The following is a 22,126-nucleotide window of genomic DNA, read 5'->3' on the forward strand; positions in this document are numbered from 1 at the left end:
AAAGTACGATTTTATAAATAATGTAATTTATAAAGCTCATTTTAAAATAGTATTCTCAACAAAAACGATATTGCTAAATTTTTAATTTTGTGTCTTTGCGAGAAAAAAAACATCTCTGTGAATATTCGTAAAATCCGTATCAATAATATCTAAAAACTTCGTAAGTTTAACCTCTAAAAATTTCACCAAAATGCAATTCGAAAAATCTAGCTTTCAGTTTTTAAAAGATTTACAAGAAAATAATAATAGAGAGTGGTTTACAGAGCACAAACCTACTTTTGTAAAGCATCAAAAAAATCTAAAAGAATTATTTTTAGCAATGCAAATGGATTTAGAAAAGCATGATGAAATAGATAAAATGAAAATTTATCGTATTTATAGAGATGTTCGTTTTTCTAAAGATAAAACACCTTACAATCCCAGATTTGCTGTTTCTTTTTCCAGATTAGGAAAACAATTACGCGGAGGCTATTTCTTGCAAATAAAACCTGGAGGGACATTTTTGGGTGGAGGATTTTGGCAACCAGAAAAAGATGATTTATTCAGATTAAGAAAAGAAATTGAACAAGATTCATTTGAATTTAGAGAAATTTTAGAGCATAAAGACTTTGTAAGATACTTTGAAGGAAAATTTGGCGGAGATGAATTAAAATCTGCACCAAGAGGTTTTGACAAAGAACATAAAGACATCGATTTATTGCGTAAAAAAGGATTTGTAGCAACTCGAAATTTTACAGATGTAGAAGTTTTAGCACCTAACTTTTTAGAAGAATTGGATAAAAGTTTTAAAGCTTTACGTCCGTTTTTTAATCTGTTTAGTGATGTTTTAACGACGAACTTAAATGGAGAGACTATTGTTTAATAGTTGAGTTTTGGCGAGTTATTTCGCAGAGATTCATAGAGAAAATACAGAGATTCACAGAGGTTTTTAAATTTGTTTTAAAGACGATTGTCATTTCGAAATGAGCCTTTTTAGGCGATTGAGAAATCTTGAATATTCTAAAATGAAGTTTCCTTTTACTGAGTCAGTTGTAAATACATTGAAAACATAATTGGGTTCTTTCGCAGAGATTCACAGAGAACATAAAGAGATTCATGGAGGTTTTTAATTTCGTTTTAAAGACAATTGTCATTTCGAAATGAGCCTTTTTAGGCGATTGAGAAATCTCTTAGCTTCTAAAATTGAGCTTCTTCTTCCTGCTTCATTCTGAATAATATAAAAATTTTAGTGCTTCAAATTCTTATCAACCTCACGTTTTAAAACGATAATTGTAATTATGGTCGATAAAACATCTGCAATAGGGAAAGACCACCAAATACCACTAATTCCATAATATTTAGGCAAAAAATAAGCTAACGGAATTAAGAAAATCCCTTGTTTTAAAAGGGTTAAAAATAAAGCAGGTAATGCTTTTCCTGCTGCCTGAAAATAGGCAGAACCAACTAACTGCATGGTAATTACTGGAGTTGCTAAAAAGACTATTAACATTGCATTTGGTGTTTCAGCTAATAAAGTAGTATCAGTTGTAAAAATACCAATTACTTCTTCTTTAAAAAATAAAATGGCTATAAAAATGATGGTTCCTAAAACAGAACCATATAAAAGCGCTTTTTTAATAGTTTCTTTAACTCTTTCATTTTTATTTGCACCAATATTATAACCAGCAACAGGTAAAAAACCTTGAGAAACCCCCATAACAGGTGAGAGTGAAAACATCATTACTCTATTAATAATTCCGTAAACGGCAATAGATATTTCTCCTCCATATTTAAAAAGAGAGTAATTTAAAACAATCATTAAGATACTTATTGCACCTTGTCTTACAATAGAAACGCCTCCTAATTCTACAATTTCTCTAACAATATTAAAATCTAATTTAAAGTTTTTAGGAATAATTTTTAATTCACTTTTAGAAGATAAAAAGAAGTACAATATATACGACCCAGAACTCATAAAAGAAATGGTAGTTGCTAAACCTGCTCCCCACATTCCCCAATTAAAGAATTTGATAAAAATAATATCTAAAATAACATTTAGTACAGCAGGAACCATCATTGCATACATGGCAAATTTAGGTTTTCCTTCTGCTCTAATGGTTGGGTTTCCCATCATTGCAAAAGCCAAAAAGGGAACTCCATATATAACAACACTAAAATATTCTGATGCTATGGGTAAAATATCGCCTTTGGCGCCAAATAAATTTAGAAGAGGTACACTAAAAAAAAATCCAAGAATTACAAAAAGAATGGCTAAAATAACAGTTAATGAAACCTGATTACCAAAAGTTAAAAAGGCTTTCTTAGAATTTCCTGCTCCTAAAGCTCTAGATATAATGGAGCTTCCTCCAATACCTATTCCCATTCCTATAGAAGAAATTAGAAAAGCAATTGGCAAAACTACTGTAATAGCAGCAATTGCTAAAACACCAATCCATTGTCCCACAAAAATAGTGTCGACAATCATATTTAAAGACATTACAAGAATTCCTATGGTAGCTGGAGCTGCTTGCTTGATTAATAGTGTACTAATTTTTTGAGTCCCTAAGTCGTTTGCTAATTCTGTCATAATATTTTACAAATATCGATATAAAGACTAAGTTCTGCATAAATCTACGCAGCAATAATTGTTATATATATCATAAAATTTTTATGTTTGCTAAAATTGATTAAAGTGGAAAACGTATTTACATTAACGATTACAGTTTCATCCGAAGATATAGACAATTTAGATCATGTAAATAATTTGGTCTATGTAAAATGGATGGATAAAATAGCAACAACACATTGGGCTCATTTAACCAAAAATCATCCACTACCACAGTATGTTTGGGTAGTAATGAGGCATGAAATTGATTATTTAAAACAAGCTAGTTTAGGAGATTTAATTACTGTAAAAACATGGGTGGGAGAAACCAAAGGGATTACTTCTGTCCGTTTTATGGAGTTTTATAAAGAGAATACTATATTGGTGAAAGCTAAAACAATATGGGCAATGTTAGATTCTAAAACCTTTAAGCCTGCAAGAATTAGAGAAAATGTTTTAAAAGTATTACAACTTCCTAAATAAAAGTATCTTTGCACAAAATTAAGATACAAAATGTCAACTTTTTCTTCCTTAGGAATTACCAAAGATTATATACAAGCAATTAAAGAATTAGGGATTTCTACGCCTTCAGAAATTCAAGAGAAAGCAATTCCAATTTTATTGGATGCGCCTACAGATTTTATTGGTTTAGCACAAACAGGTACAGGTAAAACGGCTGCTTTTGGTTTGCCTATACTTCATCATATAGATGCGAGTTCAGACCATATACAAGCGTTAATTTTATCGCCAACCAGAGAGTTGGTACAACAAATAAAAAAGCAATTATTTAAGTTTACGAAGTTTAGTGAAGATAAAATATTTGTGGAAGCTGTTTTTGGTGGAGAAAAAATTGACAGACAAATGAATAATCTTAAGAGAACTACGCATATTGTTGTAGCTACTCCTGGTAGATTAATCGATTTAATAGAAAGAGGAAACATAGATATTAGCCATGTTAAAACAGTTGTTTTAGATGAAGCTGATGAAATGTTAAGCATGGGTTTTAAACAAGATTTAAATAGAATCTTAAAGTTTACAACTGAATCTGATAGAAAAACTTGGTTGTTTTCTGCAACAATGCCAGAAGAAATTAAGAGAATTGTAAAGACCTATATGGATGCTAATGCGCCAAGAGTAGAAATTAATAGAAGCTCTTTGGTAAATGCAAATATCCGTCATCATTTTGCTAAAACTACCTTAAAAGAAAAAGCGGCAGATATTGTAACTTTCTTAGAAAAGAGACAAGACCAAAGAGGTATTATCTTTTGTAGAACAAAAGCAGGTGCACAGAATTTAGCTGCATTTTTAATTGAAGAAGGTTTTTCTACGGCAGCTTTAGAAGGAGATATGCAACAAAAAGAACGCGACAAAGTAATGCGTGCTTTTAAGAAAGAGAATTTACAATATTTGGTTTCTACAGATGTTTCTGCACGTGGTATTGATGTAAGTGGTTTAGAATTTGTAATTCACCATCAATTACCAGAACAATTAGAATACTACACCCACAGAAGTGGAAGAACTGCAAGAGCAGGAAAAACAGGAGTTTCAATTGCTTTTATTTTACCTTCAGAAATCGTGAGAATTCATGAAATTCAGAAAGAGTTAAATATTAAGTTTTCTGAAGTTACCGTATAACAAAATCCAAATCGAAGTTTTTTAGTTGAAAAACTTCGGTTTTTTGATACTATTTTTCATAATTAAATTGATGTAAATGGAACTCATTTATGTTTTAGATATCTTAGGAACTTTTGCTTTTGCAATTAGTGGCGCTTTAGTAGCATCTGATAAAAAGTTAGATTTATTTGGTGTGCTAATTATTGCTTTTGTAACTGCAGTTGGTGGCGGAATGTTGCGTGATGTTTTAATGAATGCGCATCCCATAAATTGGATTGGTGATTTAAATTATCTCTATACTATTTTTACAGCCGTTATTTTTACATTTCTTTTTAAAAGTAAAATAATTTACTTAGGGAAAACAATGTTTTTGTTTGATACAATAGGGATTAGTGTTTTTACTTTATTAGGTTTAAAAAAAGGATTATTTTTTGATTTACATCCTATTATTGCTTTAATAATGGGTATGCTTACTGCTGTTTTTGGAGGTGTTTTACGTGATGTCTTAACCAATAAAATACCTTTAATTTTTGAAAAAGAAATTTATGCTTCTGCTTGTTTAGTTGGTGGAATCGCTTATTTAATTTTAAGTCAATTTAAGGTTCCTGAAAATGTAGTTTTTGTATTATCAGCATGTATTATAGTTATTATCAGGGTAGTTTCTGTTAAGTTTCAGTTAGAATTGCCTAAAATTAAAGAAGATCTATTTACAAAAAAGTAAGAGTTGAAACCATTAGAGTTTACAAATTTCGAAGATTTTAAAAAGATAAAGGGACAACAATTGCCTGTTGGAGATTGGTATACTATTACCCAGCAAATGATTGATGATTTTGCAAATGCTACTTTAGACAAACAATGGATTCATATTGATGAAAAAAGAGCAGAGAAGGAGAGTCCTTTTAAAGCTACCATTGCACATGGTTTTATGTCTGTAGCCATGATTTCTAAATTATTAGAGGCTTCTTTTTCGATAAAAAGTATTAAAATGGGCTTGAATTATGGCTTAAATAAAGTCCGTTTTCCTAATCCTGTTCCTGTAAATAGTCAATTAAGGAAATTAAAGAAATGCCCCATAACGGAATAAAAGTTACATTTTCTTGTACGATAGCAATTAAAGGACAAGAAAAACCAGCTTGTGTTGCAGAGTTTCTTGCCGCTTTTTTTCAATAAAAAGGAAATAAATAAAAGGATTTTAAGTTAGAATTCCATCGTCTGCACATTTTTTAGAAAACCAAAATAGAAAAACAGCGAAAAGTGGAATTATGATTAGCATAGAGTATTCCATAACGCCATACAGTTCTTTACCAGGGTTTATAAAGCCATTATAAGTTGTTTGTATTAATACCGCAATTAATCCGATTAAAAAAAATACTTTGGCTAATTTTTTTTTGAAGAATAATAAAATACAACCCAAAACAGATGAGAATACTGCAATTGCAAAAGCAGCCATTACCCAAGACGGTGTGTTGTAAATAAATTCTAGTTGTTCTTCTGTGTACATTAATTTAAAACGTTCCGTTTGATAAGCCTGGTTTAGATAACCATCTACACCCATAGTGTTCCAAAGTAATCCAACAATTGCAATTATCCAAAAAGCTTTACTTGGTTTGTTTAGGTTATTTTTCATACATCTATTTTTATTGTTCATCAATTTACTAAATGTACAAAAAAAGCATGTATCACTATGTAATTCAGTAAGTTATTCTACAATAGAAATACCAGTAGCTTTAAATAAACTAGCTTTAGTTTTAAAGAAAGTATTTTCTAAATCAATAGCTTTTAGCTTGGCTTCAATTAATTTAACTTCACGATAATTGACCAAGAAAAGAGAGCTCTCTCCTAAGAAAAACTTACGATCTTCTGCTTTTAACAAGGTTCCATAATCCTTAACAATATCAGTTGTTAAACTATTTTGTAAAACATAAGAATCTAATTCTTGCTGAATAGCATTTACTTTATTTTTGATGGCAACTTTAGCTACTTCATTTTCAAATTTTTTGTCTTGAAGCTTAATTTTCGATAGTTTAAAATCTCCTCTTTCTTTTCTTAGAAATAAAGGGACTTTAAAATTAATTCCTGCTTTATAATTTTGAGTATTTAAAGAGTTTATTTGATTTCTTTTTTCTGTTAAAAAATTATACTGAACATCTAGTTTAGGGAGTAAGTTGTTTAATTTTAAGTTTTTATCAATACGTAAACTTTTTATTTTGTATTCTAAAGATTTAATTTTAGGATGGTTAGTAATATCAAAATTAGCATTATTAAATAACGCAATATTAAAAGTAACATCTACATTATCTACTGTATGAATATCAGGAATAATAGTTTCTTTTAGTTCTACAGGTGTATTATCATTTAACCATAAAAAATTAGACAATTCTAAAGAAGATTTTACTAATTTTATTCTAGATTTTTCTAAATTTAGTTTTCTGGTTTTTAATGTAATAGATGCTTCGGTAGTATCTATCGCTGGTTTTTCTCCTTCTAAAAAAGCTATTTTTGTAGCTTTAAAACGGATTTCTGCATTTGTTAAAAACTCTTTATAGACACTATTTTGATGATATGTTTTAAGCCAATTAAAATAAGAAAGAGAAGCGTTGTATAAAATTTCATTTACCAAAATCTGTTGGTCTTCTTTTGCTTGGTTTAAAAAAAATTTAGCTTGTTTTAAAGAAGCCATTCTTGTATTTATTAAAAGACCTTTTAATAAAGAAACAGAAACTCCGGCACTATATAACCCATCTTCTGGAACCGTGTTTTCTGGATTTAAGTAATAGCCATCATTGTTTTCAAAATTTGCTTTAAACTCAATTCCGTAATACGTTGGTATTTTAAAAGCGGCATTTAATTTATTATAATACTCTTTTTCTTTAAACTGTTTTTTATTAAAATCCACTTCAATTTTTGGGTCAAAAGCACCTCTTGCTTTTAGTAATTTAGCTTCACTTTCATTGATAATAAGATGCGCTTGTTTTACAATAGGATGATAGTTTTTTACATAGCCTAAATACTCCGACAATGTCATAACAGAAGCTACTTTTTCTTGTGCAAAATACCCAGAAGTAAAAAATAGAAGAAATATTAAAATATATGTTTTCATAATAATGTGTCAAATAAACAAATTGATATTATTTTTTCTTTGTATCACTTTTTGCTCCTTTTGGTTGATAGTAGTTAGGAGGGAAGCTATTTAGTTGTCTCCATATTTCAAAATAAATAGGTACATCTTCTAACAACGCAATTGTTCTAGCGCCAGATCCCACTCTAATTGCTTCCGGCCAATCATTATCAGCAGTTTTATCTGGCGCTAATAAAACTCTATATTTACCATTAGTACTAATAAAATTTTCGATAGCAATAACCGTTGCACCATACGTACCGTAAGAAGCATTTGGCCATCCACTAAATACAATTGCTGGCCAACCATCAAACTGAATACGCATTTTTTCACCTATATGTAATAAGGGCAAATCAATTGGTCTTACAAAGGTTTCTACTGCTAAATCGTATTTTTCTGGCATAATACCAACAAGGTCTTCACCTTCTTTAAAAGTACCTCCAATTCCGCCTTTTAGCGCTTTGTTTATGTAACCATTTTGTGGTGCCGTAATAAATAATAAGCTATTTCTAACACTATAATTACTTCTACTATTTTCTAATTTAGACACTTGTGCTTCAGCATCAAAACCACTTGATTGTGCTGTGTACATATCACTTTGTGATTTAGAAATTTTATCGGTATACGTTGCATTAATTCTAGATAACTCTAGTTTTGCATTTAAAACATTATTTCTACTTGCTAATAATTTATTTTCTTGTGAAATTAATTTGGCTTGTGTAGCTTGTAGTTTTATTCGTTTTTCCTCTACATCTATGACGGCTTTTAAACCTTCTTCTTGCAAAGTTTTTGTTCTATCGTATTGTGTTTCTGCAATGGTGCTATTTGTTTTGGCAGCTTCAAAATCTATACTATCACTTTTTACTTTTAATTTAGATTGTAAAAGTTTGTTTTTTGTTTGCTCAATTTTTAACACTTGTTCTTGTTTAAGCGCATTAACTTGTCTTTTTAAAGCGGCTACTTTACCTTGGTATGATATAACTGAAGAGGATTTAGCATTAATTTGATCGCTAGTTCTTTCTATTAAGCGATTGTCGAAATAATCACTTTTAACTTCAGATATTCTTAAAATGGTATCTCCTTTTTTTACAAAATCTCCTTCTGTTACAAACCATTCTTCAATTCTTCCAGGAATTTGAGATTGAATTGTTTGTGGTCTTTGGTTTGGTGTTAAAGTGGTTACTAAACCTTGGCCCGTTATATTCTGTGTCCAAGGTAAAAAGAGCGCTATAAAACCTATAATAGCAAAGGCTAAAAGAAATTTATTAAAAGCCTTATAATATTCTTTAGTAAAAATATTCTTACCAGATTTAAACGCAGCTAAATCAAAGTTTTTATGTAATTGGTTGTTAGATATATTTAACATTGCTACTTAATTTATTGATTTAATTTCACCTTTTTCTAACGTAATTGTTTCGTTACATTGAGTTCTCCAGCTCTTTTTACTGCTCACTACAATTAAAGTCCAAGGTCTTTTAATATCTGTTAAATAATTAATGATACGGACTGTTTCTTCTAAATTAAATTGATCTAAAGGGTCTTCTAAAATCATTATTTTAGGTTGCTTTATAATAGCTCTCGCTAAAATTAATTTCTTTGCAATTGTGTAAGACATTTGTTTCCCTTCGGGATATAAAACAGTTTCTAATCCCTTGGGTTGCTCTTTTAAGAATTGTGTTAAACCAACAATTTCTAAAGCATCATATATAATATCATCTTTAATGTTTTTATCACCAAAAACTAAATTGTTTTTAATACTACCTTCAAATGGTGTTTCGTCTGATAACGATAAACCTAATTGAGAACGATAATGATTTAAATGTAGGCTACTTAGTGATAGATTATTGATATAAATATTACCTGCAACGGGTTCTATAACTCCAGAAATTAAACGTAATAAAGTAGACTTACCTGCGCCACTTTCTCCCATTACTAAAATTCTACTTTTAGGTTTTAAGGTAAATGAAATATTTTTAATAATATGTTTCTCTCTATTTTCTACACCAAAAGAAACATCCTCTAACTCTATTGTTAAACCTTCTTTAAATAAAGGTCTTTCTCCTTCTTGAGGTTCAAGCTCTTTATCTACAACTTGTCCTATTTTTTCTATGGATGTTAGCACATCGTAAAAAGATTCTAAACCTATAATTAGTTTTTCTACAGACTGAATAACCAAAAGGATAATGATTTCTGCAGCAACAAATTGCCCAATATTCATTTCTTGATTTAAAACTAAAGCACCACCAATTAGCAATAAACTAGCAGTTACTATTACCTTAAAACTTATCATTTGAATAAATTGTATCATCAATATTTTAAAATGATTTTCTCTTGCTTCTAAATATTGACTCACTAAATCATCGTTTTTCTGAAGTGCTAAACTAGTGTTTCCAGATAATTTAAAGCTCACTAGAGTTCTTGCAACTTCTTGTATCCAATGGGCTACTTTGTACTTTTTCTTAGATTCTATTAAACTAGTTTCTAGTCCTTTTTGAGCTGTAAATTTAAATACGATATATATTAAAAGTAACAATAGAATACCAAATACAATAAAAAAAGAATGGTAAAAAGATAACAAAATTAAGGCGAAAATAATTTGTAGAAGTGCTGTTGGTATATCAATTAATATTTTAGATAGTCCTTTCTGTATGGTTAATGTATCAAAAAAACGATTGGCTAATTCTGGTGGATAATCATTACGCAGTTCATTCATTTTTATTTTTGGAAAACGAAAACTGAGTTCAAAGGAAGCTCGTGTAAATATTCTTTGTTGAATGGTTTCTATAATTCTTAATTGCATTAATTGTAATGCTCCAGAAAAAAGAACACCAATGGTAACCATAATTACTAACACAATCCAAGAACTAGATATTTGTGCACCTTGTATTAAATTGATAATTGCCTGAATACCTAAGGGTAGAGATAAAGCTACAATTCCGCCAAAAATAGCATAGTAAAATATTTGGAAGATGTCTTTTCTTTCTAGTTTTAATAAACCAATAAACCTTTTCCAAGGAGTTAATTGTTTTTGTTCCATAATTATTTAATTGTATTTTTTACGAGTTCAGTAAAAAACTGTGTTGAATTTTTATCTTTATTACAGTTTGTAATAGAAGGGAAATGTTCTTTTAAGTAATGTTGATGTAAACTGCCTTCTATTAGTGTACTCGCTAAGCTTAAAGAGTATGGGTAGTTTGTGTTTACAGCTAAAATAATATCACTAATTCTAGTAATTATTCTTTTATAAGTTTCATAATATCCTTCTTTGTTTTTTGCATCTACTTCTTTAGGAAGTAAGTGTTTAGAGTTTTCGCTAACAATAATTTTATATAATATTTTTTCATTGATGTGCGGTAAATTTCCATCTTCTTCTACAACTCTAGTTACAATAAAAATGGCTTTTTCTAGCTTTTCTAAAGGATTAGTAATGCTAAAGGTTTCTAAAACTAATTGATATTCTAACCATGCCCAGTACCAAGATGATAAGTATAAAAGCAACTTATGCTTACTTTCAAAATACCTGTAAATAGAACTCTCATTAGAACCAATTTTAGTTCCTAGTTTTTTAAAAGTATAAGCTTCAAAACCAATTTCATGAATCAGTAAAATACTATGTTCTATAATTTTTTTCCCTAAAACAGAAGTTTCGGGATCTTTTATAAAAATTTTATCTGATACAGAAATTTTTAAAACAGATAATAAGTTTTTCATAATTTATTATTTAAAGTGCAAATATAATAGTATTACTATTATAAAAGTATGGTTTACTATTTTTTATTTAATTTTTAACAAAAGGTTACTTAAAAAGACTGCATAAAAAAACCTTCCGTAAAAACGGAAGGCTAACATCAACATTAAATATTCAACTAAAAAAGTTGAAATATTTTTTAATTCTTATATAAGTATACTGCAGAAGCTGCAGTTAAACTTGCATTATATATAGGAGTTAAGTTTCCTCCATTAGTAAAATTATTAAAAGCTAGAATTCTTCCACCACCATTTCCTGCTTCCGCAATAAAAACAGTTTTAGTGTCACCATCATAAGCTACATCTACTGGGTTGCCCATTAAGGTATTAGAACCTGCAACTCTTGTTTGTTCAGTTAAAGCTAAAATATTTCCATTAGTAGTAGCGCTAAATTTACTTGTAAAGTTTTCTATTACTTGAAAACCACCATCATCTTGCCCGTTAGAAGCTTCACCAATATCTGTTAAAATCATAGTATCTGTATCCATATCATACGTTAAGCCGTGTGTTCTTACAATACCTTCTACTGCTATTTGTTTTGTAGCGCTTAATGAGGTGGTAGATTTGTTATTTAAAAAATTAGAAAAAACAGCTAACTCATTTGTTGTATCTACAATAGCATACAAATCGTTACCAATAAAGGTTATTCCCCAAAGTTTAAAATTTGTTGTAATTGTATTTCTTAAATTAAATTGATTTCCACTTTTAGTGTAGATAAATAATTTTCCGTCCTTAGTTTCTGTATTTCCATCTGCATCGGCATTGTCTGCTACTACATAAAAATTACCGTTTACGGCCAATTCTCTAGGACTTTTCATATCTAGACTTCCAACAACACTTGCAGTTACACTTGCACTTACATTTGCAGAAACATCAGATGGAACTAATGATGCACCTGCATAACCTTCTATGCCAAAAGTAGTTCTAGATGCTTGTATAACTAAATCTTCTTCACTATTATAATAGATGCCATCTGCAGCGCTAGTGGTTGTGGTTAATGTAGATTTAGTAACAGCTTTTGTATTGTTTACGTTGTAAATATTTACATTTCCGTCAGAATTGTTAGAGGTAAATAATAATTTAGTTTGTACTTGAGCTGTAATATTATTCTCGTTATCAGAGCAAGATGTTAAACCTAGGGCTGTTGCACATACTAATGTGAAAATTTTAATTGTCTTCATAATTTAATATTTTTTTAGTTATCAAAAATATATACGTAATAGTTTTAGAGTTGGTTTTTTAAAAATGCATTTTTTTATAATATTTTAAGGATTAATAAAATAAATGGTCATAAACCTATAACTATTTTGAAAACTTTTAAATTTATCGTATCTTTGCAGACATAAGAAAAAATACACTCCTCTAAATACACTAGTTAGCGTTAGTTTGATTTCGAATTTCCAGTTAGGTATTTTATCTTTTCAGAAATATTAATTTAAAAAACTCTTATATTTTTAATGGCAAAATCGCAGCAAACCTTTAGTAAAAGTGAAAAAGAAAAAAAACGTTTAAAAAAACGTTTAGATAAGCAAAAGAAAATGGACGCTAGAAAAGCGGACAAAGATGAAAATGGGTCAACAGGTATCCAATTTGCTTATGTGGATCATAATGGAAATTTAACAGATACTCCACCAGATCCAGAATTAAAAGTAGAATATGAATTGGAAGATATTCAGATTTCTGTAACCAAAAAAGAAGATTTACCAGAAGAAGATCCTGTTAGAAAAGGAAAGGTTTCTTTCTTTGATTCTTCTAAAGGTTTTGGTTTTATTATAGACTTAGAAAATAACGAAAAATATTTTACACACGTAAGTGGTTTAATAGATGAAATTGCAGAAAACGATAAAGTTTCTTTCGAATTAGAAAGAGGAATGCGTGGTATGAATGCAGTAAAAGTTAAGAAAGTTTAATACTTTACACAGATACTTTATAAAAAAAATCCTTCTTTTAAGAAGGATTTTTTTTTTACTTCTTACTATAAAGTATATTAATATTTACATCTTTTTCATCTCACACATTAAAAAATAATGTAAACTTTTATGCAGAAAATTTAAAGACTACTCCTCAAAACTTAAATGCAAACTGTAGAAAAGAGTATGATAAATCTGCTTCAGATATTATTTCAGAACATATAATTAAAGAAGTTAAAAGAAGATTGTTATATACTAATGGCGCAATAAGTGATATTGCTTATAGTTTAGACTTTAAAGATTCTTCTCACTTTACTAAATATTTTAAACGATATACAGGGGAAACCCATAAGGAGTTAAAATTAATATGAAGGCTATATAGACCGTGAAATTTTCAAATAGACCATTTTAATAACAAGAAGCTAAAGTACTTTTGCTAGATATTATTAAGGACGCTGTTTAAGAGGTGTTTTTTTTTGTGATGTAACAAAACAAATCAATTAAACCTTTTATACTTATTTAGTCTAACCACTTAATATAGTTTAACCAACATATAACTTACATAAAAACTTATTTCAATGAAATTTAAAAAATGTGCATTTTTATTACTCACGCTTATTATAAGTCAATTTGCAACCGCTCAATTAACTGGTAAAATTATTGAAGCAGATGAAAGTTATCCGCTAGAATATGCAACTGTAGCTTTGTATAAAACAAATAATAAAACATTGGTTACTGGTGTTGTTACTAATTTTGATGGTTTATTTTCTGTAGCAGATGTAAAACCTGGTAACTATTATTTAGAAGCTTCTTTTATAGGATATCAAATAAAGACGATTAAGTCAATTGTTATCAATAAAAAAGGGGAAAGAAAAGATTTAGGAACTATAAAATTAGTTTTAGGTGCTGGAAATCAGTTGAATGAAGTTGTTATAAAGTCAGAAAGAGGTACGGTTGTACATAAAATAGACCGACAAGTTTTTGATACAAAAAAATACCAAAGTACCGTTGGTGGAAATGCAGTAGATGTGGTTAAAAACTTACCGTCTATAACTGTAGATGGTTTAGGAGATATTAGTGTAAGAGGTAGTAAAGGGTTTACTGTTTTAATAAACGGAAAACCAACACAAGGAGATGCAAGTGCTATTTTAGCACAATTACCTGCTAATGCTTTAGAGAGTGTTGAGTTAATTACAGCGCCTTCTGCAAAATATGATCCGGAAGGAAAAGGAGGTATCTTAAATATTATCACTAAAAAAGGTGCCGTTAACGGAACTTTTGCACAGATTAATGTTCGTGGCGGATTTCCTTCAATAGAAGAATACGATACTAAAGTTCCTGCGGGAAGATATGGAATAGATGCAACTGTTAATAAAAGAACAGATAATTGGAATATTTCTGTAGGTGCTAGTTACCAAAGAAATGATAAAACGGGTAGAAGAGAAGGAGAAATGTTTATTGTGAATACTCCAGAAAATAAAACAACTTTTTTACCTTCGGATGGTGAACGTAGTTTTGATGAGGTTACTTATAACGGACGTTTTAACGTAGATTATACACCAAATGAAAAAGACACATATTCAGTTGGTCTTTTTGCAGGAAAACGAACTAAAGAACGTTTAGCAGATATTGTATATTTTGATAATCATGCAGTATCTCCAATAGGTACAGATAATCGTCAATATACTTTTAGCTATTACAACCACAACTTAAGAATTAGAAAAGGAGATTTTGCTTTAGGTAGTTTTGATTATGCACATAAATTTGATAATACTTCAAAATTATCTGCTTCTATCTTATATGAATATACTTTTTTAGGAGGACCAACAGAAAATGACAATTTAGGAAACCCTGATAATGCAATTGTTTATCAACAAGAATATAATACCAACGATAATCCTTTATACGGAACTCGTTTTAACTTAGATTATCAATGGAAACCTTTTTCTTTTGGTACTTTAGAAACAGGATATCAATATAGAGATTTAGACCACACAGGTAAGTTTGTGTATGAAAGAGATGGAAACCTTGTGCCAGAGTTTTCTAGTGATGTAAGCCTAAAAAGAACCATTCATTCTGGTTATGCGCAATTAACAGGTTCTAAAAGTAAGTGGGATTATGCAGCCGGAGTTCGTTTAGAATCTATGGATAGAGTGTATAAAGAGGCTTTAAGAAGTGAAACAACCGAAAATGTATATAATTACGATTTTGTAAAGTTATTTCCATCAGCATCTTTACAATATAAGATTAATGATAAAACAAATATAAAAACAGCGTATAGTAAAAGAGTAGAAAGAACAACTACTTTTAAAATGAATAGTTTTGCAGAGCGTGAGCATTCAGAGGTTTTTGAACAAGGAGATAACACGTTATTACCAGAATTTATAGATTTAGTAGAATTAGGAATTACTAAAAAATTAAAAAAAGGAAATTCTGTGTATGCAACGGCTTATTATAGACATGTAGATAATGTTATTAATCGTGTAAATACGTTGGCTTACGAGCAAAGCGGAGCAATAATAGATAGTGTAATTAATAGAGTGTTTTCTAACGTAGGTAAAAGTAATGCAATTGGTTTAGAGATTGGGGCAACTATTAAACCAACAGAAAATTGGACCAACTCGTTTGGTGCAAATGTGTATAATTATGCAATTGATGGTATTTTAAATTTTAAACACAGAGATGGTATTGAAAGAAGTTATAATATAGATTCTAAATCAACTATTTATTCTTTAAACCTAAACTCTACCTATAATTTCTGGGAAAATGCGTCTGTACAGTTTACCTTTAATTATTTGTCTGATAGAAATACAGCAATGGGAGAAGATTCTCGTTTTTACTCTCCGAACTTAACCTTTAGAAAAAAGTTTATGGACGATCGATTAACGGCTACTTTACAATGGCAAAATATAGATATGGGTTTGTTAAGCACTAATGAACAGCGTATAAGGACATCTGGAAGTAACTTTTTTACAAGTACAAACTATAAGTATGAAGTAGATATGGTTTCTTTAAACCTATCTTATACCTTTAATGCAGCCAAAAATAAATCGAAATTTATTGATAGTGAATTTGGTAAGAAAGAGTTTTAAAACATAGATTATATATATTCAGCCCCTTCAGGTTTTTAAAACCTGAAGGGGTTTTTTTTTTTTTGATAGCATATTTAAAGAAGTACTTATCATTTAGTTTTTTCTATTTCATCATAAAAAAGACCTTTCAATTTTTAAGTTGAAAGGTCTTTTTAATGTCTTGTTTCTAAAAGCAAAGCTACCTAATAATCTTAGCTATTATAAAACTCCATACTTTCAATAATCAATTCTTCAGGAACTTTACAGTCAATTTTATAATCTTGATAATCGTTTAGTAAGACAAAATTTACTTGTCCGTTTACGTTTTTCTTATCATGTTTTAGTAATTCCATAATGTCCGAAAAGTCTTCTTTTAAAAGATTTGTTTTAGTATAGATTGATAAAACAACTTCTTTTACTTCGTTTACTTTTTCGGTTGGGAAACCTAATAATTTAGCAGACATAAAACACTCACAAACCATTCCAATAGCAATTGCTTCTCCATGGGTAAGGTTCTCTTTGTCTTCAGATTCTAGGTAAAAAGATTCAATTGCATGCCCTAATGTGTGACCGAAATTTAAAATTTTACGTAAGCTTTGTTCTTTAGGATCTTGTAAAACAACTTCGTTTTTTATCTCTATAGATCTATATATTAAATCATTAATATTCAGTCCTTTGTTGTTCTTTATTTCATTAAATAGTTTAAGATCGTAGGTAATACCATATTTAAGTATTTCTGCAGTACCAGATTTAATTTCTCTCTCTGTAACAGTCGTTAAATAATCGGTATCTACAAGTACCATTTCGGGGTTTGCAAACAATCCAATTTGGTTTTTTAGTACACCTAAATCAACTCCAGTTTTTCCTCCAACAGAAGCATCAACCATAGATAATAGAGTCGTCGGAATATTTACAAAGTCAATTCCACGCTTAAAACAAGAAGCTACAAAACCACCTAAATCAGTAATAACGCCACCACCTAAAGTAATTACTAAACTTTTTCTGTCACCACCTAATTCGGTAATAGCATTCCAAACGCCAATACAAGTTTCTAGATTTTTATTAATTTCTCCAGACTCAATTTCTATAACTTCAATACGTTTGTCTGTTTCTAGATTGGGTATAAATTTAGGATAACAATGTTCCATTGTATTCTCATCAACCAAAATAAAGAGCGTAGAATAGTTATTAGTTGCAATTAAATTAGAAAGCTCTTTGTAGGCTTTGTCTTGAAAATGAACTGGGTATGTTATTGATTTAATAGATTTCATAGATAAATTATTAAGTATGCAAATTAAAAATAAATTATTCAATTATTACCATTCTATAACTATATTTGTTTCTACTAAAACGATATAGTATGAAACTTTTTGACAATACCAAAGTTGCATTTTCTTTAAAAACAGATTCTCAATTAGAACGCGCTTATTTTTTGTTTAGAATGATACAAAATGAACCAATGGTAAGAATTGGCTCTGCTGTAACTAATTTTGCTTTAAAAGTACATTTGCCCGTAGAAGGATTAATTCGTTCTACTGTTTTCGATCATTTTTGTGGAGGTGTAACAGAAGATGATTGTATGCCAATTATAGATAATATGTATAATAACGGAAATGTACATAGTGTTTTAGATTATTCTGTAGAAGGGCAAGATAAAGAGGTAAGTTTTGATGGCGCTTTAGAAAAAATATTAAAAATTCTTAATTTTTGTGAAGAAAAACAATCGATACCTTATGCTGTTTTTAAACCATCAGGTTTTGGACGCTTTGGATTATTTCAAAAATTATCCGAAGAAAAAGAGTTAACCACAGAAGAGCAAGCGGAATGGGGCAGAGTAGTAGGCCGTTTTCATAAAGTTTGTAAAGTAGCTATTCAAAAAGATGTTCCGTTATTAATTGATGCAGAAGAAAGTTGGATGCAAAAAGCTGCAGACGAATTGATTGAGGAATTAATGGAGACGTATAATAAAGAAAAAGCCATTGTTTTTAATACATTACAAATGTATAAACACGATAGAATGGACTATCTAAAAACTCTACATACCAAAGCAAAAGACAAAGGATTTTATATTGGTATGAAAGTAGTGAGAGGTGCATATATGGAAAAAGAAAGAGAAAGAGCCGAAGAAAAAGGCTATCCATCACCAATTTGCAAAGACAAACAAGCTACAGATATTAATTATGATGCTGCTATAAATTACATGATGGAACAACCTAAAATGGCTTTATTTGCAGGTACTCATAATGAAGATAGTTCTTATTTGTTAATGGATTTAGCAAAAAAACACAACATAAAAGAAAATGATAATCGCTTATGGTTTGGGCAATTATTTGGTATGAGCGATCATATTAGTTATAACTTAGCCAACCAAGGTTACAATGTTGCAAAGTACTTACCATTTGGACCTGTTAGAGACGTAATGCCTTATTTAATAAGAAGAGCAGAAGAGAATACATCGGTTTCAGGACAAACAAGTAGAGAGTTAAATCTCTTAAAAACAGAAAGAAAGAGAAGAAAATTATAATGACAAGTTTAGAAGAAATAAAAGCGCTGCTTTATAGAAATAAGTTACGTCTTGCACAAGAATTAAGACAAAGTAAAGAAGCTGTTTATCTTATAAAGAAAGCAACACATTCTAATTTAACAGAAGAAGAAAAGGGAAAGATTAGAATACAATTGTTAGATATTTGTAAGTCTATACCTGCTTTAGCTGTATTCTTGCTTCCGGGAGGCGCATTGTTATTACCACTTTTAATAAAATTAATTCCAGATATTTTACCATCGGCTTTTAAAGATGATTTACCTGGTGACAAAAAATAGGTCTTAAAATTATTTTAAAATTTAAGTCCTTAAAACTTTATTTATCAAAAAATAATACAATACATTTGTAGAGTAAACTTTAGGAGTAGCTATTAAATTAGTTTGAGAAAAATCCTTAGAACCTGATTTGGTTAATACCAACGTAGGAAAAAGTTGCTTAGATTTAGTTATACAAAAACTACCTCTCTACGGTTTACAGTAAATATTTAAAAAATATGATTACTATAAAAGTAAACCAAGAGAAACATCAATTTTCAGAAATTTTAGTGGTTGAACAATTAATTCGTTTTTTAGAAATAAAAACGAACGGAATTGCGATTGCTATAAACGGCAGTGTCGTTAAAAAAAGCGATTGGTCTTTACGGTTACTTCAAAATAGTGATGAAGTTTTAATTATTAAATCCACTCAAGGAGGTTAGTAATTAGACTATTAAAAAACGAACTATTTAATTGATCTAACTAAAATTTATGAAGAGCAAAGACACCGCACCAAAACAAGACGGAATTACAAGACACCCGTTTCCTAATTCTACAAAAGTATATGTAGCAGGTAAAATCCATCCACAGATAAAAGTTGCCATGCGAGAAATTGCATTGAGTGATACGACGGATTCTATGACGAAAAAGAAAACACCAAACGAACCTGTAACGGTGTATGATACCTCTGGACCTTATACAGACCCAAACAAAGAAATTAATATTCACGCTGGGATAGAAAGAATTCGTGAACAATGGATTTTAGATAGAAAAAACGTAGAACAATTAGATGGCTTTTCTTCGGATTATTGCAACGAGCGTTTAAACGATAAGAGTTTAGATCACATGCGTTTTGCCTTATTAAAGAAACCTTTAAGAGCAAAAAAAGGACAAAACGTTACCCAATTGCACTATGCAAAACAAGGTATGATTACGCCAGAAATGGAATACATCGCTATTCGTGAAAACCAACGAATCGATGAAATGACGGAGATTAGAAAGCAACACAAAGGCGAACATTTTGGTGCTTCTATACCAGATAAAATTACACCAGAATTTGTACGAAGCGAAGTTGCAAGAGGTCGTGCTGTAATTCCATCAAATATCAATCATCCAGAAGCAGAACCTATGATTTTAGGTAGAAACTTCTTAGTAAAAATAAACGCAAACATTGGTAATTCTGCCGTAACATCCTCTATAGAAGAAGAAGTAGAAAAAGCAGTTTGGGCGTGTCGTTGGGGAGCAGATAATATTATGGATTTATCTACCGGAGAAAATATTCACGAAACACGTGAGTGGATTGTTCGTAATTCTCCTGTGCCAATTGGTACCGTGCCAATTTACCAAGCCTTAGAAAAAGTAAATGGAGTTGCAGAAGACTTAACGTGGGAGATTTTTAAAGATACTTTAATAGAACAAGCAGAGCAAGGTGTCGATTATTTTACCATTCACGCAGGTGTTTTGTTACGTTACGTGCCAATGACCGCAAAACGTGTTACCGGAATCGTTTCTCGTGGAGGATCTATCATGGCAAAATGGTGTTTAGCGCATCATAAAGAGAGCTTTTTATACACACATTTCGAAGATATTTGTGAGATTTTAAAACAATACGATGTTGCTTTTTCTTTAGGAGACGGTTTACGTCCGGGTTCTATTGCAGATGCAAATGACGAAGCGCAGTTTGCCGAATTAGAAACTTTGGGCGAGTTAACTCAGATTGCTCGTAAGCACGAAGTTCAGTGTTTTATAGAAGGACCAGGGCACGTGCCAATGCACATGATTAAAGAAAATATGGAGAAGCAAATTGACGTTTGCGACGAAGCGCCTTTTTATACATTAGGACCTTTAACTACAGACATTGCACCAGGATACGATCATATTACATCCGGTATCGGAGCTGCTATGATTGGTTGGTTTGGTTGCGCTATGTTGTGTTATGTAACGCCAAAAGAGCACTTAGGTTTGCCTAATAAAGAAGACGTTCGTGTTGGTGTGGTTACTTACAAATTGGCTGCCCATGCTGCCGATTTAGCAAAAGGGCATCCAGGTTCTCAGCACCGAGATAACGCCTTAAGTATGGCGCGTTTTGAATTCCGTTGGAATGATCAATTCAATTTAGGACTCGATCCTGAGCGTGCTTTAGAGTATCACGATGAGACTTTACCTGCCGATGGAGCAAAAGTGGCACATTTCTGTTCTATGTGCGGACCGAAATTTTGTTCTATGAAAATTTCTCAAGAAGTGAGAGACTTTGCAGCCGAAAACGACATTGTAGACAACGAGGTAATTGCAAAAGGTTTCAAAGAAAAATCTAAGGAGTTTAAAGAAAAAGGATCCGAAGTGTATTTGTAAAATAATTAGGAAGTTCCCACGCTAAAAAAAAGCGTGGGCGGGCTTTCCGTTATATCTTTTGCAAAAAAGCAAAAGGATGCCACTGCAATCCCTAACTCAAAACCTAGCAACCGTAATTACAAGAAGGTGAAAGTTATCGTCATTACGAGGAGGTACAACGAAGTAATCTTATCTTTTAATATCAAAAACTAAAATCACTATGATAATTCTTATTGCACCAGAAAAAGATATTCCAAACGAAATAGAAATACTAAACCAATTATTTGAAGAAGGTTTAATGTATTATCATTTTAGAAAACCAGCTAAAAATTACGAAGAACACGTTGCATATTTGAATCAGATAGATACCGAATTTCACAACAGAATTGTAGTGCATTATCATCATGAATTGATTAACGAGTTCAACTTAAAAGGAATTCATTTTCAAGAACAAAAAAGAATAGATTGTATCGATAATCCGAGTGAATATTTTAAAAACTTAAACATGTATGGTAAAACAATTAGCTCTTCTTTTCATGAACCAAAAGTTTTAAAAGATTGTTATTTCGAATTCGATTACCATTTATTAAGTCCTGTTTTTTCTTCCATTTCTAAAGAAGGATATGAAGGCAGAGGTTTTGATGTAAACCATATTAATAAAAAAGTTGTTGGTATGGGCGGAATCAATGCAGAAACTATCCAAGAAACGTTGCAATTAGGTTTTAAAGGAATTGGAGTTTTAGGCGGCATTTGGAATGCTGAAAAACCGGTTGAGAGTTTTAAAAGTATAAAACATGCTTATCAAGTATGTTTAATAAATTAATGTCTTTGGCTTGTCAGTTCGAGCGCAGTCGAGAACTATATAAATTAAAAGTCATTTAGATGGAAGAATTAGGAAAGTGCATTAAGTATAGATTGCCACGTCCTTCGTCCTCGCAATGACAGTTGAAATAAG

At 30.4% G+C, this 22,126-nt stretch carries 21 protein-coding genes and 1 riboswitch; of the genes, 13 read left to right on the top strand and 8 right to left on the bottom strand.

Features of this window, described 5'->3' with window-relative positions:
- The first annotated feature begins 190 nt into the window (after positions 1-190).
- Entirely contained in the window at positions 191-862 is a 672-nt protein-coding gene (locus tag GQS58_RS07955; RefSeq protein WP_166384632.1) for a DUF2461 domain-containing protein, read from the top strand.
- 363 nt (positions 863-1,225) lie between these two features.
- Here GQS58_RS07955 and GQS58_RS07960 read toward each other — a convergent pair whose 3' ends face one another.
- The gene (locus GQS58_RS07960; protein WP_166384634.1) at positions 1,226-2,566 is read right to left on the bottom strand and encodes an MATE family efflux transporter; all 1,341 of its coding nucleotides are present in this window, start codon (positions 2,564-2,566) and stop codon (positions 1,226-1,228) included.
- A gap of 105 nt (positions 2,567-2,671) precedes the next feature.
- Between GQS58_RS07960 and GQS58_RS07965 the strand changes: the two genes are divergently transcribed.
- The 4 genes from GQS58_RS07965 (at position 2,672) to GQS58_RS07980 (ending at position 5,282) form a co-directional block, all read left to right on the top strand.
- The gene (locus tag GQS58_RS07965; RefSeq protein WP_166384636.1) at positions 2,672-3,067 is read left to right on the top strand and encodes an acyl-CoA thioesterase; all 396 of its coding nucleotides are present in this window, start codon (positions 2,672-2,674) and stop codon (positions 3,065-3,067) included.
- A gap of 30 nt (positions 3,068-3,097) precedes the next feature.
- A complete protein-coding gene (locus tag GQS58_RS07970; RefSeq protein WP_166384638.1) occupies positions 3,098-4,219 on the top strand; it encodes a DEAD/DEAH box helicase in 1,122 nt (373 codons plus the stop codon).
- 76 nt (positions 4,220-4,295) lie between these two features.
- A complete protein-coding gene (locus GQS58_RS07975; RefSeq protein ID WP_166384640.1) occupies positions 4,296-4,919 on the top strand; it encodes a trimeric intracellular cation channel family protein in 624 nt (207 codons plus the stop codon).
- Positions 4,920-4,922: 3 nt separating this feature from the next.
- Positions 4,923-5,282, top strand: coding sequence for a MaoC family dehydratase (locus tag GQS58_RS07980; RefSeq protein WP_166384642.1), 360 nt, complete (start codon positions 4,923-4,925; stop codon positions 5,280-5,282).
- A 108-nt stretch (positions 5,283-5,390) separates the two neighbouring features.
- Here GQS58_RS07980 and GQS58_RS07985 read toward each other — a convergent pair whose 3' ends face one another.
- The 6 genes from GQS58_RS07985 to GQS58_RS08010 all read right to left on the bottom strand — a co-directional run bounded on the left by GQS58_RS07985 (position 5,391) and on the right by GQS58_RS08010 (position 12,244).
- A complete protein-coding gene (locus GQS58_RS07985; protein WP_166384644.1) occupies positions 5,391-5,825 on the bottom strand; it encodes a hypothetical protein in 435 nt (144 codons plus the stop codon).
- A 72-nt stretch (positions 5,826-5,897) separates the two neighbouring features.
- Positions 5,898-7,298, bottom strand: a complete 1,401-nt coding sequence (locus tag GQS58_RS07990; protein WP_166384646.1) for a TolC family protein — start codon at positions 7,296-7,298, stop codon at positions 5,898-5,900.
- A 28-nt stretch (positions 7,299-7,326) separates the two neighbouring features.
- A complete protein-coding gene (locus GQS58_RS07995; protein ID WP_166384648.1) occupies positions 7,327-8,682 on the bottom strand; it encodes an HlyD family secretion protein in 1,356 nt (451 codons plus the stop codon).
- A gap of 6 nt (positions 8,683-8,688) precedes the next feature.
- Positions 8,689-10,353 (bottom strand): peptidase domain-containing ABC transporter, encoded by a 1,665-nt coding sequence (locus GQS58_RS08000; protein ID WP_166384650.1) that lies wholly within the window; start codon positions 10,351-10,353, stop codon positions 8,689-8,691.
- Between the two features lie 2 nt (positions 10,354-10,355).
- On the bottom strand, positions 10,356-11,027 hold the full coding sequence (locus GQS58_RS08005; protein WP_166384652.1) for a TetR/AcrR family transcriptional regulator: 672 nt from the start codon (positions 11,025-11,027) through the stop codon (positions 10,356-10,358).
- Positions 11,028-11,203: 176 nt separating this feature from the next.
- Positions 11,204-12,244: a hypothetical protein gene (locus tag GQS58_RS08010; protein WP_166384654.1), complete on the bottom strand. Its 1,041-nt coding sequence runs from the start codon at positions 12,242-12,244 to the stop codon at positions 11,204-11,206.
- 276 nt (positions 12,245-12,520) lie between these two features.
- On the opposite strand from GQS58_RS08010, the gene GQS58_RS08015 reads away from it, so the two are divergent.
- The 3 genes from GQS58_RS08015 (at position 12,521) to GQS58_RS08025 (ending at position 16,065) form a co-directional block, all read left to right on the top strand.
- Positions 12,521-12,973, top strand: a complete 453-nt coding sequence (locus GQS58_RS08015) for a cold-shock protein (protein ID WP_166384656.1) — start codon at positions 12,521-12,523, stop codon at positions 12,971-12,973.
- Positions 12,974-13,053: 80 nt separating this feature from the next.
- Positions 13,054-13,344: a helix-turn-helix domain-containing protein gene (locus tag GQS58_RS08020; protein ID WP_254712997.1), complete on the top strand. Its 291-nt coding sequence runs from the start codon at positions 13,054-13,056 to the stop codon at positions 13,342-13,344.
- 207 nt (positions 13,345-13,551) lie between these two features.
- Complete coding sequence (locus GQS58_RS08025; RefSeq protein ID WP_166384658.1) at positions 13,552-16,065, top strand: outer membrane beta-barrel protein; 2,514 nt, start codon at positions 13,552-13,554, stop codon at positions 16,063-16,065.
- Positions 16,066-16,256: 191 nt separating this feature from the next.
- Here GQS58_RS08025 and aroB read toward each other — a convergent pair whose 3' ends face one another.
- Complete coding sequence (gene aroB / locus GQS58_RS08030; protein ID WP_166384660.1) at positions 16,257-17,315, bottom strand: 3-dehydroquinate synthase; 1,059 nt, start codon at positions 17,313-17,315, stop codon at positions 16,257-16,259.
- 89 nt (positions 17,316-17,404) lie between these two features.
- On the opposite strand from aroB, the gene GQS58_RS08035 reads away from it, so the two are divergent.
- The 5 genes from GQS58_RS08035 (at position 17,405) to GQS58_RS08055 (ending at position 21,994) form a co-directional block, all read left to right on the top strand.
- The gene (locus GQS58_RS08035; RefSeq protein WP_166384662.1) at positions 17,405-18,568 is read left to right on the top strand and encodes a proline dehydrogenase family protein; all 1,164 of its coding nucleotides are present in this window, start codon (positions 17,405-17,407) and stop codon (positions 18,566-18,568) included.
- A complete protein-coding gene (locus GQS58_RS08040; RefSeq protein WP_166384664.1) occupies positions 18,568-18,864 on the top strand; it encodes an LETM1 domain-containing protein in 297 nt (98 codons plus the stop codon). The genes GQS58_RS08035 and GQS58_RS08040 overlap by 1 nt, the downstream gene beginning before the upstream one ends.
- A gap of 71 nt (positions 18,865-18,935) precedes the next feature.
- Positions 18,936-19,030, top strand: a riboswitch (TPP riboswitch).
- 49 nt (positions 19,031-19,079) lie between these two features.
- Positions 19,080-19,283: a sulfur carrier protein ThiS gene (thiS, locus tag GQS58_RS08045; protein WP_166384666.1), complete on the top strand. Its 204-nt coding sequence runs from the start codon at positions 19,080-19,082 to the stop codon at positions 19,281-19,283.
- Positions 19,284-19,332: 49 nt separating this feature from the next.
- Positions 19,333-21,192: a phosphomethylpyrimidine synthase ThiC gene (gene thiC, locus GQS58_RS08050; protein ID WP_166384668.1), complete on the top strand. Its 1,860-nt coding sequence runs from the start codon at positions 19,333-19,335 to the stop codon at positions 21,190-21,192.
- A gap of 199 nt (positions 21,193-21,391) precedes the next feature.
- Complete coding sequence (locus GQS58_RS08055; protein ID WP_166384670.1) at positions 21,392-21,994, top strand: thiamine phosphate synthase; 603 nt, start codon at positions 21,392-21,394, stop codon at positions 21,992-21,994.
- Positions 21,995-22,126: the final 132 nt, after the last annotated feature.

This window comes from Polaribacter sp. 11A2H (assembly GCF_011379025.1).
Taxonomy (GTDB): domain Bacteria; phylum Bacteroidota; class Bacteroidia; order Flavobacteriales; family Flavobacteriaceae; genus Polaribacter.

What these genes read in the sequence shown, in the direction of transcription:
- GQS58_RS07955 (WP_166384632.1), top strand. Translation starts at nt 191, where the DNA reads ATGCAATTCGAAAAATCTAGCTTTCAGTTTTTAAAAGATTTACAAGAA.
- GQS58_RS07960 (WP_166384634.1), bottom strand. Translation starts at nt 2,566, where the DNA reads ATGACAGAATTAGCAAACGACTTAGGGACTCAAAAAATTAGTACACTA.
- GQS58_RS07970 (WP_166384638.1), top strand. Translation starts at nt 3,098, where the DNA reads ATGTCAACTTTTTCTTCCTTAGGAATTACCAAAGATTATATACAAGCA.
- GQS58_RS07975 (WP_166384640.1), top strand. Translation starts at nt 4,296, where the DNA reads ATGGAACTCATTTATGTTTTAGATATCTTAGGAACTTTTGCTTTTGCA.
- GQS58_RS07985 (WP_166384644.1), bottom strand. Translation starts at nt 5,825, where the DNA reads ATGAAAAATAACCTAAACAAACCAAGTAAAGCTTTTTGGATAATTGCA.
- GQS58_RS07990 (WP_166384646.1), bottom strand. Translation starts at nt 7,298, where the DNA reads ATGAAAACATATATTTTAATATTTCTTCTATTTTTTACTTCTGGGTAT.
- GQS58_RS07995 (WP_166384648.1), bottom strand. Translation starts at nt 8,682, where the DNA reads ATGTTAAATATATCTAACAACCAATTACATAAAAACTTTGATTTAGCT.
- GQS58_RS08000 (WP_166384650.1), bottom strand. Translation starts at nt 10,353, where the DNA reads ATGGAACAAAAACAATTAACTCCTTGGAAAAGGTTTATTGGTTTATTA.
- GQS58_RS08005 (WP_166384652.1), bottom strand. Translation starts at nt 11,027, where the DNA reads ATGAAAAACTTATTATCTGTTTTAAAAATTTCTGTATCAGATAAAATT.
- GQS58_RS08010 (WP_166384654.1), bottom strand. Translation starts at nt 12,244, where the DNA reads ATGAAGACAATTAAAATTTTCACATTAGTATGTGCAACAGCCCTAGGT.
- GQS58_RS08015 (WP_166384656.1), top strand. Translation starts at nt 12,521, where the DNA reads ATGGCAAAATCGCAGCAAACCTTTAGTAAAAGTGAAAAAGAAAAAAAA.
- GQS58_RS08025 (WP_166384658.1), top strand. Translation starts at nt 13,552, where the DNA reads ATGAAATTTAAAAAATGTGCATTTTTATTACTCACGCTTATTATAAGT.
- aroB (WP_166384660.1), bottom strand. Translation starts at nt 17,315, where the DNA reads ATGAAATCTATTAAATCAATAACATACCCAGTTCATTTTCAAGACAAA.
- GQS58_RS08035 (WP_166384662.1), top strand. Translation starts at nt 17,405, where the DNA reads ATGAAACTTTTTGACAATACCAAAGTTGCATTTTCTTTAAAAACAGAT.
- GQS58_RS08040 (WP_166384664.1), top strand. Translation starts at nt 18,568, where the DNA reads ATGACAAGTTTAGAAGAAATAAAAGCGCTGCTTTATAGAAATAAGTTA.
- thiS (WP_166384666.1), top strand. Translation starts at nt 19,080, where the DNA reads ATGATTACTATAAAAGTAAACCAAGAGAAACATCAATTTTCAGAAATT.
- thiC (WP_166384668.1), top strand. Translation starts at nt 19,333, where the DNA reads ATGAAGAGCAAAGACACCGCACCAAAACAAGACGGAATTACAAGACAC.
- GQS58_RS08055 (WP_166384670.1), top strand. Translation starts at nt 21,392, where the DNA reads ATGATAATTCTTATTGCACCAGAAAAAGATATTCCAAACGAAATAGAA.